Source organism: Bacillus sp. FSL K6-0042, assembly GCF_038006685.1.
GTDB lineage: Bacteria > Bacillota > Bacilli > Bacillales > Bacillaceae_G > Bacillus_A > Bacillus_A pseudomycoides.
The window spans coordinates 1,370,105-1,385,988 of sequence record NZ_JBBOVS010000001.1; the positions used below are offsets into that span (position 1 = coordinate 1,370,105).

Genomic DNA, 15,884 nt, shown 5'->3' on the forward strand with positions numbered 1-15,884 from the left:
ACAGAATTTTCAAAAGCACACAAGTAAAATCGACTTATGTATTGTATTTTTTCCTCGTTTCATGTTACCGTAATATTGCATACACTATAAGATGAGCTCTCAATACATGCCTATAATCTAACAGAAGCATCTTTTATCCTACATATCATGTCTAACATACATAAAGTGAAACTTTAATCAGCTCTCACCAATCAGACTTTTACGGGCAGTTCATCTCCCACCTGAACCTCTTTGCTTCCGCTGAATTTTAAGACGGGAGTGTTACTGTCCATAAATAGCGGGATAAACTATTAAGCACTTACTCATTTTTGTACATATTATATGAAACTCTCATCATTGAACTTTCTAAAAGGAAGTCATGATATAAAAAGAAAAAGGAAAGATAACTATGACACCTTTATTTAAACGATTTATTTTAATAGCAATTCTCATTACACCGATTGTTTTATTGATAAATAACTCCTTTACATCAAAAGCAAAAGATATAGCTGGGGTAGAAAATAAAACGGAAAAAGCAACGGACACAAAGAAGAAAGAGAATCCTGAAATTACAATTACTTTCTCTGGTGATACGATGTTCGATTGGAATTTACGACCAGCTATTCAAAAAAACGGTGCTGATTATCCGTTCCAGCATGTGAAAGATGAAATAACCAAAGCTGATATCTCCTTTATAAACTTGGAATCTGCATTTACAACACGGGAGAAAAAAGCCCCTGGTCAGTCATTCTGGATCAAAAGCGATCCTTCCACACTACAAGCTATTAAAAACACAGGCTATGACATTGTGAATATTGGCAATAACCATACGCTCGACTATGGACAAGATGGTTTAATGGATACGATATCTCATGTAGAAAAACTAAAACTCCCTTATATTGGAGCTGGAAAAAATGCAGATGATGCATACACCGCTAGAGAAATCACAGTAAAAGGGAAAAAAATTAAATTCCTTTCCTTTGTTCGTTTTATGCCTGACTTTACCTGGGTAGCTGGTAAAGACAAGCCAGGTGTTGCAAATGGATATGATATCAATCTAGTAACAAAAACGATTAAAGAACAAAAGAAAGACGCCGATTATCTGATTGTGTATATGCATTGGGGTGTTGAAAAATCTAATAGACCTGTAGACTACCAAAAACAATATGTACCGAAAATAGTCGAAGCTGGTGCTGATGCGATTGTTGGAAGTCACCCACATTGGTTACAAGGATTTGAATACTACAACAAAGTCCCTGTCGCTTATTCATTAGGAAACTTCCTGTTCCCTAACTATGTAAAAGGGAAAAGTGCTGAAACAGGTGTATTAACTCTTACATTTAAAGGAAAAGATGTACAAATGTCATTTAATCCTTATATCATTCGTAATGATCAAATTTCACCAGTCACTCCTGAGGAAAAGAAAAAAACATTACAATATTTACAAACCGTTTCAACTGATGTAGAAATTGATGAAACTGGAACAATTAAAAATAAACGTAGTTAGAAAGAAAGGAAGCTTTTTACTAAAAAGCTTCCTTTCTTTTTGTATATTAAATTAACAAATCAAACAAAACAGGATTTTTATTTAGCTCCATAAATTGAATATTATTTTTTTGAAAACGGCTAATTAATGGCTCATAATCTTCCTTATGTTTTAGCTCCACCCCAACAAGTGCAGGCCCATTTTCTTTATTGTGTTTTTTAATATACTCAAAACGAGTGATGTCATCTTCTGGTCCTAATCCTTTATCAAGAAATTCTCGCAATGCTCCTGAACGTTGCGGAAATTCAATTATAAAATAATGTTTTAACCCTTCGTAAATGAGAGAGCGTTCTTTCATTTCCTGCATTCTATCAATATCGTTATTTCCACCACTTAACGTACAAACAACGGTTTTCCCTTTAATTTCGTCCTTATAAAAATCGAGTGCCGCAATTGAAAGAGCACCAGCTGGCTCCGCAACGATTGCATTTTTCTTGTACAATTCTAAAATCGTTGTGCAAATTTTCCCTTCAGGAATCAATACAATATCATCCAATACGTCTTTACACGTTTCAAAGGTTAATTTCCCTACCTTTTTGACAGCTGCTCCATCAACGAAACTATCGATTTTTTCTAGGGCCACGTTTTCATTTTGTAAAAAAGCTTCTTTCATCGATGCTGCTCCCTTTGGTTCCACACCGATTACTTTTGTCGTAGGACTCACACCTTTTACATATGTACCAATACCTGATGCTAAACCACCGCCACCAATTGCTGTGAAGACATAATCCACATGTTTCTCCATATCGTGTAAGATTTCAACAGCGACTGTCCCTTGACCCGCAATTACATATGGATCATCAAACGGATGAACAAACATCATGCTATTTTCCTCACAATAGTGCTGCGCTTCTTGGAAAGAGCTATCAAATGTGTCCCCAACTAACACAATTTCCGCATAAGTACCACCAAAAAATTGTACTTGAGATACTTTTTGCTTAGGTGTTGTTGTTGGCATAAAAATTTTAGACTGAATCTTCAATAAATTACACGTATAAGCAACCCCTTGCGCATGATTACCAGCACTAGCACATACAACCCCATTTTGTAATTGTTCTTTCGATAAGCTTTGAATTAAATTGTAAGCACCTCGAATTTTAAACGAACGAATTACTTGTAAGTCTTCTCGTTTCACATATACATCACATTCATATTTCTCAGATAAAACTGAATCCCGCTGGAGCGGTGTTTTATTGACGATATCCTTCATATGATTATGAGCCACAAGGATATCTTCGATTTTCACTCTCTCCCTTACATTTTGCACCATCTCGTATCATTCCTTATCTCTTTTATATGGATTTAATCAAAATTTTGCATTTTTAGCACTGCACCTGTATTCGCTGATGTTACCATTTGTGCATAGCGCCCAAGCCATCCTGTTTTCACTTTTAACTCTGGTTTTTTCCATTCTTTCCTCCGTTTTTCTAATTCTTCATCACTTACTCTCACTTCAAGTAAACGTTCCTCTACATCAATACATACAATATCGCCTTGTTCGAGAAGTGCAATCTCTCCGCCAGCAGCAGCCTCTGGTGAAATATGTCCTACTGAAATGCCGCGTGATGCGCCTGAAAACCGACCATCTGTTAATAGTGCAACATCTGCGCCTAATCCCATACCAGCAATTGCTGAAGTTGGAGCTAACATTTCTGGCATACCAGGTCCACCTCTTGGGCCTTCATAACGAATAACAACAACATCTCCTTTTTTCACTTTACCTAGCATAATCCCTGCAAGCGCCTCGTCTTGAGACCCAAAAATAACACATGGTCCTTCAAAACGTTTCACTTCTGTTGCACCACTTTTAATAACAGCACCATCTTTTGCAAGGTTTCCTTTTAATATACGCAGACCACCTTCTTCACTATGAGGATTTTCAAGAGAGTGAATTACTTCTTTATCTTGAATCTCTGCATGAGCGATGTTTTCTCGTAATGTCTGGCCAGTAGCTGTAATACGGTCCAGATGGAGTACACCTTCTTTTCTACTTAATTCTTTTAAAATAGCGCTGATACCACCTGCACGATCAATATCTTCCATATGCCAATTAGAAGCTGGGCTCACTTTACATAAATGTGGAACGCGTCTTGAAACTGCATCAATTCGGCTCATATCATAATCAAGTCCCGCTTCCTGTGCGATTGCTAACGTATGTAATACCGTATTTGTTGATCCTCCCATCGCCATATCTAATGCAAATGCATCGTCAATCGCTTCTTCTGTTACGATATCTCGTGGTTTAATATCACATTCAATTAATACTTTTAATTTTTCAGCTGCTTGTTGAATTAGTTCTTCACGCCTTGGGTCTGTTGCTAAAATGCTACCATTCCCAGGAAGCGCAAGCCCTAATACTTCACATAAACAGTTCATTGAATTTGCAGTGAACATACCTGAACAAGAACCACAAGATGGACAACCGTGATCTTCAATATCCTTTAACTCTTCTTCTGAAATTCTCCCAGATTGATAGGCACCTACCCCTTCAAAAACGGAACTTAAGTCGACTACTTCTCCTTTTGATGTTTTCCCTGCAGCCATTGGACCACCAGAAACAAATACAGTCGGAATGTTAACACGTAATGCGGCCATCATCATACCTGGTGTGATTTTGTCACAGTTCGGAATACAAATCATCCCATCAAACCAGTGTGCATTTACTACCGTTTCCACTGAATCGGCGATAATTTCACGGCTTGGGAGCGAATAGCGCATACCGATATGCCCCATCGCAATCCCATCATCTACCCCAATTGTATTAAACTCAAACGGAACCATACCAGCTGCACGTACCGCTTCTTTTACAAGACGACCAAATTCATTTAAATGTTTATGACCTGGAATAATTTCAATAAAAGAATTACAAATTGCTACAAACGGCTTATCAAAGTCTTCATCTTTTAAACCAGTTGCTTTTAATAAACTACGATGTGGTGCTTTGTCAAATCCCTTTTTAATCATGTCACTTCTCATCTTTTCAAGTCCCTTCTGTTCATTTTCACTTATCTATCTCCTACTACTTTTTCACTAACTCTTTCTCCTTTGGTTGCTGGATCCAAGTCATCATCTCTCGTAATTCTGCTCCTACTTTTTCAAGTTGATGATTTTGCTCTGCCTTTTTCATCGCATTGTAAGTTGGACGTCCTGCTTGATTTTCTAAAATCCATTTCTTTGCAAATTCGCCTTGCTGAATCTCCGCAAGAACTCGTTTCATTTCTTTTTTCGTTTCATCTGTAACAATTCTAGATCCTGTTACATAGTCACCAAACTCTGCTGTATCTGAAATAGAATGGCGCATATTTGTTAGACCACCTTCGTACATTAAATCAACAATTAACTTTAGCTCATGTAAGCATTCGAAATATGCAATCTCCGGACGATATCCACCTTCTGTTAACGTTTCAAAGCCTGCTTTCACAAGTGCAGTTACCCCGCCGCATAATACAGCTTGTTCTCCAAATAAATCCGTCTCTGTTTCTTCTTGGAATGATGTTTCAATTACACCAGCACGTGTACAACCAACTCCTTTGGCATATGCAAGAGCTACATCAAAAGCGTTTCCAGTCGCATTTTGATAAACGGCAACTAAAGCTGGAACACCATTTCCTTCTTGAAATACGCGGCGAACAAGATGTCCTGGACTTTTTGGCGCAACCATCGCTACATCTACGTAACTTGGTGGCTGAATTTGTCCAAAGTGAATATTAAATCCATGCGAGAAAAGTAACATTTGTCCTTCGCGAAGATTCTTTTCTACTTCATTTCGATATACATGTGCCTGCTGTTCATCTGGCAATAATACTTGTACAACGTCTGCGGTTCGTACCGCTTCTGAAACTGACATTACTTCAAAACCATCCGCTTTCGCTACGTTAAAAGATTTTCCTGGACGAACCCCCACTACAACATGAACACCGGAATCACGTAAATTTTGCGCTTGCGCATGACCTTGTGACCCATAACCAACTACTGCCACCGTTTTCCCTGCTAATACCTCTAAATTTGCATCTTGTTCATAATATGTTTTCATTTTTTCATACACTCCTTATAATTTATTTACTTGCAATACATCAATTAACTTTTTCAACTGATTTACGAGCAGTGTCGCTTCATTTTCAGTACAAACCGCTGTAAGTTTCATTTTCGAAATTTCTCTCGTTTCTCCTTCATTTAAATCTAAAGAAGAAATATTATAACCACGCCGAGCAAAAACCCCACTTACTCTTAGTAAAACTCCAGGGTCGTTATTGACAACGAGTGAAAAAGTATGACTCATTCTTCCCACCTCTTCATAATCATTTCATGATTCCCTTTATTAGGAGGAACCATTGGAAATACGTTTTCGCCCTCTTCTACACAAAAATCAACAACAACTGGCCCTTGATAACAAAATGCTTCTAACATGGCTTGTTTCGCTTCAATCGGATTTGTAGCACGCAAACCCTTTACTACATATGCTTCTGCTACTTTCACAAAATCAGGTGATCCAATCTGTGATTCTGATAAACGATTTTCATAGAACATCTCTTGCCATTGTCTTACCATACCTAAAAACTTGTTATTAATAATAAAAACTTTCACTGGAATATTATTTTCAGCAATTGTTTGCAATTCTTGAATGTTCATTTGAAATGAAGCATCTCCCGCAATACAAACAACTAACTTATCCTCAAAGGCAAGCTGAGCACCGATTGCTGCTGGGAATCCAAACCCCATCGTTCCTAGTCCGCCAGATGTAAGAAATGTTCGCGGTTTTTGTGCCTTATAAAAATGCGCTGCCCACATTTGATGCTGCCCAACTTCTGTGGTCACAATTGCTTCACCATTTGTTAGTTCACTTAGTAAAGCAATTACATGTTGTGGTTTTAATTTCCCTCCCTGTTGTTCGTATGACAGTGGGTACTCTTCTTTCCATTCTTTTACTCTCTCTACCCATGTATCAGTTTGACACTCTATTCGCATATCTCCTAATATGTGCAACGCTCGCTTCACATCTCCAACAACTGGATATTCTACAGTCACATTTTTATGAAGTTCCGCTGGATCAATATCGATATGTACCTTTTTAGAATGAGGTGAAAATAGTTCTAACTTTCCTGTTACTCGGTCGTCAAAACGAACACCTAAGGCAAGAAGTAAATCACATTCCGTTACTGCCATATTTGCGGCATACGTACCATGCATGCCTAGCATTCCTAAAAACAGTGGATCTCCCGGCGGATAAGCGCCGAGTCCCATTAAAGTCGAAACGACTGGAATACGGTTCTCTCTTGCAAATGTTAGAAGCTCTTCGGTTGCATCTGCATGAATTACACCGCCGCCGATATATAGTAGCGGGCGCTCTGCTTTTGAAATGGCCTCCGCTACGCTCTCCAGCTGCATTTTGTCTGGGACGATTCGTGGCTTATAACCCGGAATTTGAACTTCCCCTTCAAAAAAGTTCGTTACAATAGCATTTTGAATATCCTTTGGAATATCAATTAATACTGGGCCTGGCCGTCCACTTTTAGCAATATAATATGCCTCCTGTAATATACGTGATAGCTGATTTACATCTCGTACTTGATAATTATGTTTTGTAACCGGCATTGTAATTCCCACAACATCCGCTTCTTGAAATCCATCTTTTCCAATGAGAGGTGTCGCCACTTGACCTGTAATTACCACTAAAGGAATCGAATCCATATACGCATCTGCTAAACCAGTAACTAAGTTTGTAGCTCCTGGGCCGGAGGTAGCAAATACTACCCCGACCTCTCCAGAAGCTCTCGCATACCCTTCTGCTCCATGAATAGCTGCTTGTTCATGTCGCGTTAACACATGTTTTAATCCACTGCCATACAGGGCGTCATAAACTGGTAAAATAGCTCCGCCTGGATAACCAAACACTGTTGTTACACCTAATTTTTGCAAGCATTGGATGACATGTCCGGCACCTGTTACTTTTTTTATTTTTCCGTAATCCACTTCATCACACACTGCATGTTGTTCCACCATTTCGCTAACTCCTTCCCCTATTCGTTAAGCTAAGCTTTCCGCTAGTCCCGGAACGCGCACTCCTCGCTCTCTCGTTAACTTTTTAAATTCTTCTGTTAACTGTTTCGTTACTTCCCCTGGCTTTCCATTTCCGATTTCTCTTGAATCTACTTTGACTACTGGAATTAACTCAGCTGCTGTACCAGTTAAAAAAACTTCATCTGCCACGTATACATCGTGGCGAGTAAATGGTCTTTCTTCACATGGAATACCTAACCTTTCACAAAGTTCAATAACACTATTCCTTGTAATCCCTTCAAGAGCTCCTAAATATGCAGGTGGTGTTACTACTTTTCCATCTTTCACAACGAACACGTTATCTCCCGATCCTTCACAAACATACCCTTGCTGATTTAACATAAGCGCTTCTAGCACACCCGCTTGTGCTGCTTCAATCTTTACGAGTACGTTATTTAAATAGTTCATCGATTTAATACGTGGATCAAGCGCATCTGGCATATTTCGACGAGACGCAACAGATACAACGCTAAGACCATTATCATAAAATTCTTGTGGGAACAACTTTAACTGTTCCGCAATAATGATGACGCTTGGTTTCGTACAGCTTCTTGGGTCAAGTCCTAAATCTCCTTTTCCTCTTGAAACAATCAATCTAATATATGCATCTGCATATTCATTTTTTTGCAGTGTTTGTAAAACCGCCTGTTCCATCTCTTCTACTGTCATCGGGATCGTTAGTAAAATTGATTTCGCAGATTCATATAAACGCTTTAAATGCTCTTTTAAACAAAATACATTTCCTCCGTAGCTACGAATCCCCTCAAATACGCCGTCTCCATATAAAAAACCGTGGTCATAAACAGATACAACCGCCTTTTCTTTTTCTACTAATTCCCCATTCATATAGATATACTGGTTTCCCATCCTACATCGCTCCTCTTTTTTTATCTATTTACATGCAATCCATCTTTATATCGATTGCTGAGAAGAATATATTTTATCTGAATCTTCTGTATATTAACTATAAAAATATCCTCGTCTCAACAATCGATTTTCTACAAACGTGTAGCAATCCATTGCTGAGACGAGGGAATCGTGGTACCACTCAGCTTCCTTATACTTCTCGCGAAATATAAGCTCTGTAAGTCCTATTAGACTTTTGTTCTTTTATCGTGAACAACTCCGCTGCTCTCTACTCACTTTGTTCGAAGGCAGTGCTCTGAGGTGATCTTCAACCGATGCAATTGTTACCACCCTCACAGCCACGGGGCAGCTCTCTGAAACAATTTGTATCGTTTACTCTCCTCTTCTTTGCATTCTTCTATTCTATTTTCTAAAATAAAAACTCTCGCCTCAGCAATCAATCACTACATCATAGTAGCTTTGATTGCTGAGGCGAGAGTTTCGCGTTACCACTCAGCTTCCTTATATTTCTCACAAAATATAAGCTTTGTAAGTCCTATCAGACTTTCATCCTTTTACCGGAGATGAAACCGCCGCCCTCTACTCAGTTTTCCTTTCGCAAGCGATGCTCCAAGGTGATTTTCAATGATTCAATCGTTACCACCCTCACAGCCACGGGGCAGCTCTCTGAAACTTTCATAATCATCTACTTTCCTCTTCTTTGCATATAAAATATATGAAAGTTAGAAAATTCTTAATTAACTTTCAGTTGTTACACGTATTATAGGACTTTGTTCGTTTTATTGTCAATATATTTTTTGAAAATTTATATTTTAAATTATAATCCGAATGCTTAAAGGTAGATCTTTTTTGTTAAAACATAGATTTCGGCATGTTAAGAAGAAACTTTTTTGCTAACCTAGCATCCCCGCAGATTTTTTTGTACAAGAACCGAGCTAGTAATAATTATCCTTCCTTAACTCTTGAATAAATTTAAGCGTTTCATTATACAAACCCAATTGATATCTATAGTGCTCTAATTCTGGTGAGATATTGATTTGTACAGAAATCGAAGATAAGTCTAATAAATCTAGGTGAAATTTAGAAACCCTAGAATTTTGACGATCCTCTGAACTCTTATTGAGTTGATTTTCTATGTATCTTCCTAGCATTTGTAGTTGAATCGTCCATTGTTGTTGATCCGTTTTTGAAATGCAGTCTGTGTTAGACCAGTCACTGAATGTATTGATTATATTAGAAAGATAGATATACCCTACCTTTAACTGCACAAGGAATTGTTCGTTTTGTTTTAATATTTGTTTTTTATTCTTAGCAAATGGATTCAATTTCAAACTTTTTTCCGCCAGCTTAAAATCTTTTTGCGCTTGATGCAGTTCCTGAAGTAGATTCGTCACATCTTTTCTTAACTGCTGTCCGTTAACAGAGCCACAATTCGTATTTACCCAATTAGCTGTTCTTTCAAACAACTGTACAAGATGAAATCCAAATTGACTTAATGTCTGACGAGCTTCCTTCACATAATTGGGTGGAAAAATTATTACATGGATAATAATGGCAATAAGTGCCCCTATAATAGTATCTCTGATTCGATCTATGACATAATAGTTTGTTTTATGAACAAAGACAAAAACTAATAAGATAGTTAAAGCTACTTGATGTATTATGGTTTTATGTACTCTTAGTATAACTGGGAGCAACATTCCTCCGAACAATAATAATCCTATCGTCCACCCATTTACTTCTAAATGATTGATAATAAAAACGGTAACGGAAATCCCGAAAATAGTGCCGATAATTCTGTAAAAAGCATACATGGCAGAATGTTGGACTGTTTCTTGTATAGAAAGAATAACAGTCAGTGGTGCCAAATAAGGATGTTTTGATCCTAGCATTTTTGCTAATTCCCATGATAAACCCGAAGCTAAAGCTATTTTTGTTATCAGCATTACTCCTTTTAGTAGTCCAGTCTTTTTCTTACCTATGTTTTTTTTCATAAAAACTCCTTTGTTCAAAAAATCACTTTATATAAAATCCCCTACACTTACTCTAAATGATGGAAAATCAAGTTACCACAAATGAAACTTGATTATTTCACCAATACAAGAATAAATCGAACCTTCATGAAAATGTGTATTTAACCTAAATACACGAGTCTATATAAAAATAACTACAAAAGCAAATATATTTATATTTATACTTACTATTCATGCCCTGTTCTATATTTTTTATCCTTCCATTATCAATAGGACTAAACTTTTCAAGCAATCGAACTTCCTTCATCATAAGTCAAAAGAATTAGTCGATAACTTTGATGTTGTAGCAATTGAAGACTTGAACATGAAAGGGATGTCACGAGCACTTAACTTTGGTAAAAGTGTTGCTGATAATGGGTGGGGGATGTTCACGACTTTTTTAGCCTATAAGTTACAAGAACAAGGCAAACAACTTGTGAAGATTGATAAATGGTTTCCTTCTACAAAAACATGCAGTAGTTGTGGAAACGTAAAGGATTTAGCACTATCTGAACGAGAGTATGTTTGTGATTGTGGTACGTCAATAGATAGAGATTATAATGCTGCAATCAACATCAAAAATGAAGCGATACGCTTGTTAGCATGATCATAAATCATATCAAAGAACCTATGGAACATGGGAGATAGCTCGTGGTCTTACGACTAATTCGTTAGCTAATAAAAGTAACGACTAACCGAGAAGCCCCCACTTCAAACAGCTCGTAAGAGCGTTAAGTGGCGGGTAGTTCACAAAATCTGCATGAGCCTATCGCATGAACTATACGATAATATAAGATAAATCTTTTTTATCTTATAACTCTAAATACATCATTTTGTACGATAAAGGGGAGTAGATCCATGAATGACTTAAATATTCTTTGCGGACAATTTGCTACAATTCTTAAAGGAAAAAGTAAAATAAATCAAAATGGTTGTTCGGTATCTTTACGTCGCAATTTTAATGTTCTTGTTCAAGGAAAGCTGAGTGGCTATGTAATACCTGTAGGAGTAAGTTTTGAATCTTTGGATCAAAGTGGAAATGCTTTAAATTTAGGAGAAATTGCTGTTTTGCAAGAAGAAATCCCTTCATTTATGCGTTCAATTGTGCAACAGGGAATTATTGTTAGTGCTTTACACAACCATTGGTTATATACGAGTCCATTAATCATGTACATTCATCTCCAATCAGTGGAGCCCCCATTACATTTTGCGAAAAAATTAGCAAATTCTTTTTCAGCCTTAAGTAGTTATCCGGTTGCTGACACCGAGAGTTAATGTTAGACGAATCATGTGTATTTACTTTTACTAATAATGTGCAATTATACCAAAATAATCATTAAAATAAGATCCATTTTACTACAACTCTTATCATTTGAATGAATATATAAAAGCTAAAAGAGAACTCACCGTTCTTTTGCGACTGTTACCTCTTATCATCAAAAGTCCAATTTTTATAGGGAGTAAGAGTTTTCTTTGCCTACTTATTTTTAGGGTCAAGCTATTCGTACAATTATTGGCTGATAGGAAGTTTTCAGGTACTTCACCGTTTATACTCCAAATAAAAATTTGCTACTGAATCTAACCGTACACCTACCCTAACCTTCTGTTCTTGCATCTTTTTTAGATCCTAGGAGATATAGCTCAATTCAACTTATGAAAATTCATCGCATTCCAATATAATGAATTTTCACGCTATTTGCAATATCCTGAAATATGAATCGTTGTTCTTTAATGCGCCTCCATAATGATTCAGATTCATCATTAAGTCATTTGTATAGCCAGCTTAAATTCATTGTGAGGAATACAAAAATGTTCACACTGTCTACAATCCCTTTAACTTTCTTTACAGTAACCTAAGAAGTGAGCAAGGTGAAATAGAGGACATTGCAGATACTGCTGCATTTCTTGCTTCCCCTGATAGCCGTTGGATTACCGGTCAATTGATTGATGCGAGCGGTGGTTCTTGTCTATAAAAAACATATAGTTTCAAATCTTTTTTATTGCGCAATAAAACAATTTATATAATACTAGATAAAACATATCTATTTAGGAGGATTACAGCAATGACAGAAAAAACATACGAACTCGCAACCTTTGCAGGTGGCTGCTTTTGGTGCATGGTAAAACCATTTGACGAACTTCCTGGTATTCAAAAAGTTGTTTCAGGCTATGCTGGTGGTCATATCGAAAATCCAACATACGAACAAGTGAAATCAGGAACATCTGGACATTTAGAAGTTGTTCAAATTACATTCGATCCCTCTATTTTTCCTTATCAAAAATTGCTAGATTTATATTGGCCACAAATTGATCCGACTGATGACGGTGGACAATTTTTTGACCGTGGGCCATCCTATCGCACAGCAATTTTTTATCATAATGAAAGCCAAAAAGAACTAGCTAAGAAATCAAAGCTAGCAATAGCAGAAAGCGGTATGTTTAAGGGTCCAATCGTGACGGAAATTCGTCCAGCTGCTCCTTTTTACGAAGCGGAAGAATATCATCAACATTTTTACAAAAAAAATCCTGAGAAATATGCTCAGGAACGTAAAGAGTCCGGTCGTGAAGATTTTATTGAAGAAAATTGGAAAAAGAATTAATCATATCTCTCACTACCTTTTCAATAATTTGAACAGGTAGTGTTTTTTTATTACCTGACATCTTGCTATGGTTAACTTTTATTATCTTTTAAAAATTCCTGCTTCATGAACAACGAGAATACTTTAGGTCAATGAGAAGATCTTCTCATTGACCTTTTTTATTTTCCAATATAATAAATCATTTCTCTACTTATTCGCTGCATTTTTCAACTGTAATGCAATCAAACTAGCAAAATCATGTACTAGTGTCGCAGCTAATAAAGAAGTAATTTGAGCTTGATCATATGGCGGTAACACTTCCACTAAATCGAAACCAATATAATTAAAACCACTTAATGAACGCACCATATTTAATGTCTCACGACTGTTAAATCCCCCAACTTCTAATGTCCCTGTACCAGGCGCACAAGATGGATCTACAAAATCAATATCAAACGTTAAGAAACACGGTGTATCGCCAATCGTTGTTCGCATTTGCTCAAGGACACTTTCAAAACCACGATTACATAATTCTGCTGTTGTAATAACGTTATATCCTAAGTCATTGCTAGCTTCTATATCACCAGGATGATTCAATGTTCCACGAATTCCAATTTGAAATACTTTGTCTGGCTGTAGTAACCCTTCTTCATGTGCACGTATAAACGGCGAACCGTGCCAATATTTTTCCTCATAATATGTATCCCATGTATCTGTGTGCGAATCGAAATGAATCATTGCCACAGGTCCATGAACTTTCGCTGCCGCACGAAGGCTTGCTAATGTAACAGAATGATCCCCTCCAAGACCTATTGGAATGATTCCTTGCTGCATTAACCCAAAAACGGCTTCCTCTATTAAATCATAGCTGCGATGAATATTATGTGGAATCACAGAAACATCACCAATATCAATCGCATTTGTGTCATCAAACGGATAAACATGATGAATCGGATGATATGGAAACAAAGTCATCGATGCTTGACGGATTGCTTGTGGAGCAAAACGCGCACCAACGCGAAAAGAAGCAGCAGTATCAAAAGGCATCCCTAAAATAGCCACTTTTGCTTGCTCATTACTTGAAGGTAATCTCATAAATGTACCTGTCGTACAAAATTCCGGTTTTACATCTGGTGTTAGTGGATATTTCATTTCTCATTTCCCCTTTTCAAACATAATTTTTTGCACCCGAAAGAAACTTTTTTTATATGAATGTTTTTTTATTAAAGTGCAAAAATCATGCCATATAGAAAATGATTCGTTACCCTCTATTCACTCTTTTTCTGTCTATGCATAATTGAATAGCTTATTCTAATCAACATACAAAGTATGAAAAATAGTTTTTATTAAAAGGCAAGAAATTTCATAAATCACTTATTAAAAGAGTGCGTTTATAAAATGGCACACATGATATAATAGGCGTTTTTATTTTACATATATAATTGTAATTGGTGCGGTCTATTCAAGGGATGATAATGATTCAAGAAATAAAGTAAGTTACTTAAATTGGAAACCCACTTAATTTATGACAAAAAAGCAAATTAAATTTCAATAAATCAAAAAACATTACATTTATATTACAAGACACATTGATTATTTCAATATTACAGAATATAATTCTTTTGTGAAAATAAAAACTAAAATTATTCATTATTTGGGGGATATGGAAAATGAAGAAATCTATTTTACCAATTTTAATGGCTGCAATGTTTGTAGTTCCTACAGTTTCTCATGCAGAAGAAAATGTAGTTGTTCAAAATCATACATATGCAATTGAGCAAGGTGAAGTAAATGGGGCTATGGTTCCACATTGGTCAAAATATGGAGGTTCTTGGTATTACTTTAATGAAGATGGTAATACAGCTAAAGATTGGAAAAAGATCAACGGCACTTGGTATTTCTTTGGTAAAGATGGAATTATGGTTACAGACTTGAAAACTATTAATAAAAAAACATATTATTTTAATGATAATGGAGCTATGATGACAGGTTGGAAACAATTTAATGGACCTGTGTCTTATAACGGAAAATGGCGTTATTTTAATGAAGATGGCTCCATGGTTAAAGATTGGAAAAATATTAAAGGCACTTGGTATTACTTCGATGAAGAAGGATTCATGGCCACAGATAAAAAAACGATTATAGGACAAACATTTTACTTTAATGATAATGGCAACATGGTGACAGGTTGGAAACACTTTGGTGGTTCCGACGGCTGGCATTACTACAATGAAGATGGTTCCATGGCTATAGGGGAAAAATTGATTAATGATAAAGGGTATTATTTTAATGATAATGGGACTATGGTGACAGGTTGGCGTGAGATTACTAGTGGGCCCTATAAAGGCACTTGGTATTACTATAATGAAGATGGTTCCATGGCTACAGCATGGAAAAATATAAAAGGGACTTGGTATTTCTTTTATGGAGATGGGACTATGGCTACAGGCTGGTTACCAGCAGGCGATACTTGGTACTATCTAAATGCAAATGGTTCTATGGCTACTGGCTGGTTAAAAGAAGGATCTACTTGGTATTATCTAAATACAAATGGTTCTATGGCTACTGGCTGGTTAAAAGAAGGATCTACTTGGTATTATCTAAATACAAATGGTTCTGTGGCTACTGGCTGGTTAAAAGAAGGATCTACTTGGTATTATCTAAATACAAATGGTTCCATGGCTACTAGCTACCTGTTCATTGATGGAAAGTGGTATCGCTTTGCAGATAATGGCGTTATGATCTAAGTGAATTTCAATGGGTAGAGATTTACATCTCCTACCTATTGAAAAGTATCCCTAGACCTGTTCCCTCTATTCTTTAGGGAACAGGTCATTTTTGTTT

At 36.6% G+C, this 15,884-nt stretch carries 12 protein-coding genes, 2 pseudogenes and 1 other annotated feature; of the genes and pseudogenes, 6 read left to right on the forward strand and 8 right to left on the reverse strand.

What is annotated here, in order from left to right; all coding sequences use genetic code 11:
- The first annotated feature begins 388 nt into the window (after positions 1–388).
- The gene (locus tag MHH45_RS07215) at positions 389–1,486 is read left to right on the forward strand and encodes a CapA family protein (protein WP_016114383.1); all 1,098 of its coding nucleotides are present in this window, start codon (positions 389–391) and stop codon (positions 1,484–1,486) included.
- Between the two features lie 46 nt (positions 1,487–1,532).
- On the opposite strand, the gene ilvA is transcribed toward MHH45_RS07215, so the two are convergent.
- From ilvA to MHH45_RS07250, 7 genes are all read right to left on the reverse strand, one after another.
- On the reverse strand, positions 1,533–2,795 hold the full coding sequence (ilvA, locus tag MHH45_RS07220; RefSeq protein WP_088094626.1) for a threonine ammonia-lyase IlvA: 1,263 nt from the start codon (positions 2,793–2,795) through the stop codon (positions 1,533–1,535).
- A 32-nt stretch (positions 2,796–2,827) separates the two neighbouring features.
- The gene (ilvD, locus tag MHH45_RS07225; RefSeq protein WP_016114381.1) at positions 2,828–4,501 is read right to left on the reverse strand and encodes a dihydroxy-acid dehydratase; all 1,674 of its coding nucleotides are present in this window, start codon (positions 4,499–4,501) and stop codon (positions 2,828–2,830) included.
- A 43-nt stretch (positions 4,502–4,544) separates the two neighbouring features.
- On the reverse strand, positions 4,545–5,558 hold the full coding sequence (locus tag MHH45_RS07230) for a ketol-acid reductoisomerase (protein ID WP_088094627.1): 1,014 nt from the start codon (positions 5,556–5,558) through the stop codon (positions 4,545–4,547).
- A gap of 15 nt (positions 5,559–5,573) precedes the next feature.
- Positions 5,574–5,804 (reverse strand): ACT domain-containing protein, encoded by a 231-nt coding sequence (locus MHH45_RS07235; RefSeq protein ID WP_016114379.1) that lies wholly within the window; start codon positions 5,802–5,804, stop codon positions 5,574–5,576.
- Positions 5,801–7,525, reverse strand: a complete 1,725-nt coding sequence (gene ilvB, locus MHH45_RS07240; protein ID WP_016132718.1) for an acetolactate synthase large subunit — start codon at positions 7,523–7,525, stop codon at positions 5,801–5,803. The genes MHH45_RS07235 and ilvB overlap by 4 nt, the downstream gene beginning before the upstream one ends.
- A 24-nt stretch (positions 7,526–7,549) precedes the next feature.
- Complete coding sequence (gene ilvE / locus MHH45_RS07245; RefSeq protein ID WP_016114377.1) at positions 7,550–8,449, reverse strand: branched-chain-amino-acid transaminase; 900 nt, start codon at positions 8,447–8,449, stop codon at positions 7,550–7,552.
- A gap of 464 nt (positions 8,450–8,913) precedes the next feature.
- Positions 8,914–9,159: a binding site (T-box leader), on the reverse strand.
- Positions 9,160–9,384: 225 nt separating this feature from the next.
- Complete coding sequence (locus MHH45_RS07250; RefSeq protein WP_016114376.1) at positions 9,385–10,443, reverse strand: FUSC family protein; 1,059 nt, start codon at positions 10,441–10,443, stop codon at positions 9,385–9,387.
- Between the two features lie 265 nt (positions 10,444–10,708).
- Here MHH45_RS07250 and MHH45_RS07255 point away from each other — a divergent pair.
- The 4 genes and pseudogenes from MHH45_RS07255 to msrA all read left to right on the forward strand — a co-directional run.
- A pseudogene (locus tag MHH45_RS07255) lies at positions 10,709–11,068 on the forward strand (RNA-guided endonuclease InsQ/TnpB family protein); the annotation flags it as partial.
- A gap of 251 nt (positions 11,069–11,319) precedes the next feature.
- Positions 11,320–11,736, forward strand: a complete 417-nt coding sequence (locus MHH45_RS07260; RefSeq protein WP_016114374.1) for a DUF1259 domain-containing protein — start codon at positions 11,320–11,322, stop codon at positions 11,734–11,736.
- 593 nt (positions 11,737–12,329) lie between these two features.
- A pseudogene (locus MHH45_RS07265) lies at positions 12,330–12,434 on the forward strand (SDR family oxidoreductase); the annotation flags it as partial.
- Positions 12,435–12,524: 90 nt separating this feature from the next.
- A complete protein-coding gene (gene msrA / locus MHH45_RS07270) occupies positions 12,525–13,061 on the forward strand; it encodes a peptide-methionine (S)-S-oxide reductase MsrA (RefSeq protein ID WP_016114373.1) in 537 nt (178 codons plus the stop codon).
- Between the two features lie 186 nt (positions 13,062–13,247).
- Here the strand turns inward: msrA and speB are convergent, their stop codons facing one another.
- The gene (speB, locus tag MHH45_RS07275) at positions 13,248–14,192 is read right to left on the reverse strand and encodes an agmatinase (RefSeq protein ID WP_016114372.1); all 945 of its coding nucleotides are present in this window, start codon (positions 14,190–14,192) and stop codon (positions 13,248–13,250) included.
- Positions 14,193–14,710: 518 nt separating this feature from the next.
- Here speB and MHH45_RS07280 point away from each other — a divergent pair.
- Positions 14,711–15,787, forward strand: coding sequence for an N-acetylmuramoyl-L-alanine amidase family protein (locus tag MHH45_RS07280; protein WP_088093767.1), 1,077 nt, complete (start codon positions 14,711–14,713; stop codon positions 15,785–15,787).
- Positions 15,788–15,884: the final 97 nt, after the last annotated feature.

Coding starts and splice junctions, on each gene's coding strand:
- ilvD (WP_016114381.1), bottom strand. CDS start 4,501: ATGAGAAGTGACATGATTAAAAAGGGATTTGACAAAGCACCACATCGT.
- MHH45_RS07280 (WP_088093767.1), top strand. CDS start 14,711: ATGAAGAAATCTATTTTACCAATTTTAATGGCTGCAATGTTTGTAGTT.
- ilvA (WP_088094626.1), bottom strand. CDS start 2,795: ATGGTGCAAAATGTAAGGGAGAGAGTGAAAATCGAAGATATCCTTGTG.
- MHH45_RS07250 (WP_016114376.1), bottom strand. CDS start 10,443: ATGAAAAAAAACATAGGTAAGAAAAAGACTGGACTACTAAAAGGAGTA.
- speB (WP_016114372.1), bottom strand. CDS start 14,192: ATGAAATATCCACTAACACCAGATGTAAAACCGGAATTTTGTACGACA.
- ilvB (WP_016132718.1), bottom strand. CDS start 7,525: ATGGTGGAACAACATGCAGTGTGTGATGAAGTGGATTACGGAAAAATA.
- MHH45_RS07260 (WP_016114374.1), top strand. CDS start 11,320: ATGAATGACTTAAATATTCTTTGCGGACAATTTGCTACAATTCTTAAA.
- MHH45_RS07215 (WP_016114383.1), top strand. CDS start 389: ATGACACCTTTATTTAAACGATTTATTTTAATAGCAATTCTCATTACA.
- MHH45_RS07235 (WP_016114379.1), bottom strand. CDS start 5,804: ATGAGTCATACTTTTTCACTCGTTGTCAATAACGACCCTGGAGTTTTA.
- msrA (WP_016114373.1), top strand. CDS start 12,525: ATGACAGAAAAAACATACGAACTCGCAACCTTTGCAGGTGGCTGCTTT.
- ilvE (WP_016114377.1), bottom strand. CDS start 8,449: ATGGGAAACCAGTATATCTATATGAATGGGGAATTAGTAGAAAAAGAA.
- MHH45_RS07230 (WP_088094627.1), bottom strand. CDS start 5,558: ATGAAAACATATTATGAACAAGATGCAAATTTAGAGGTATTAGCAGGG.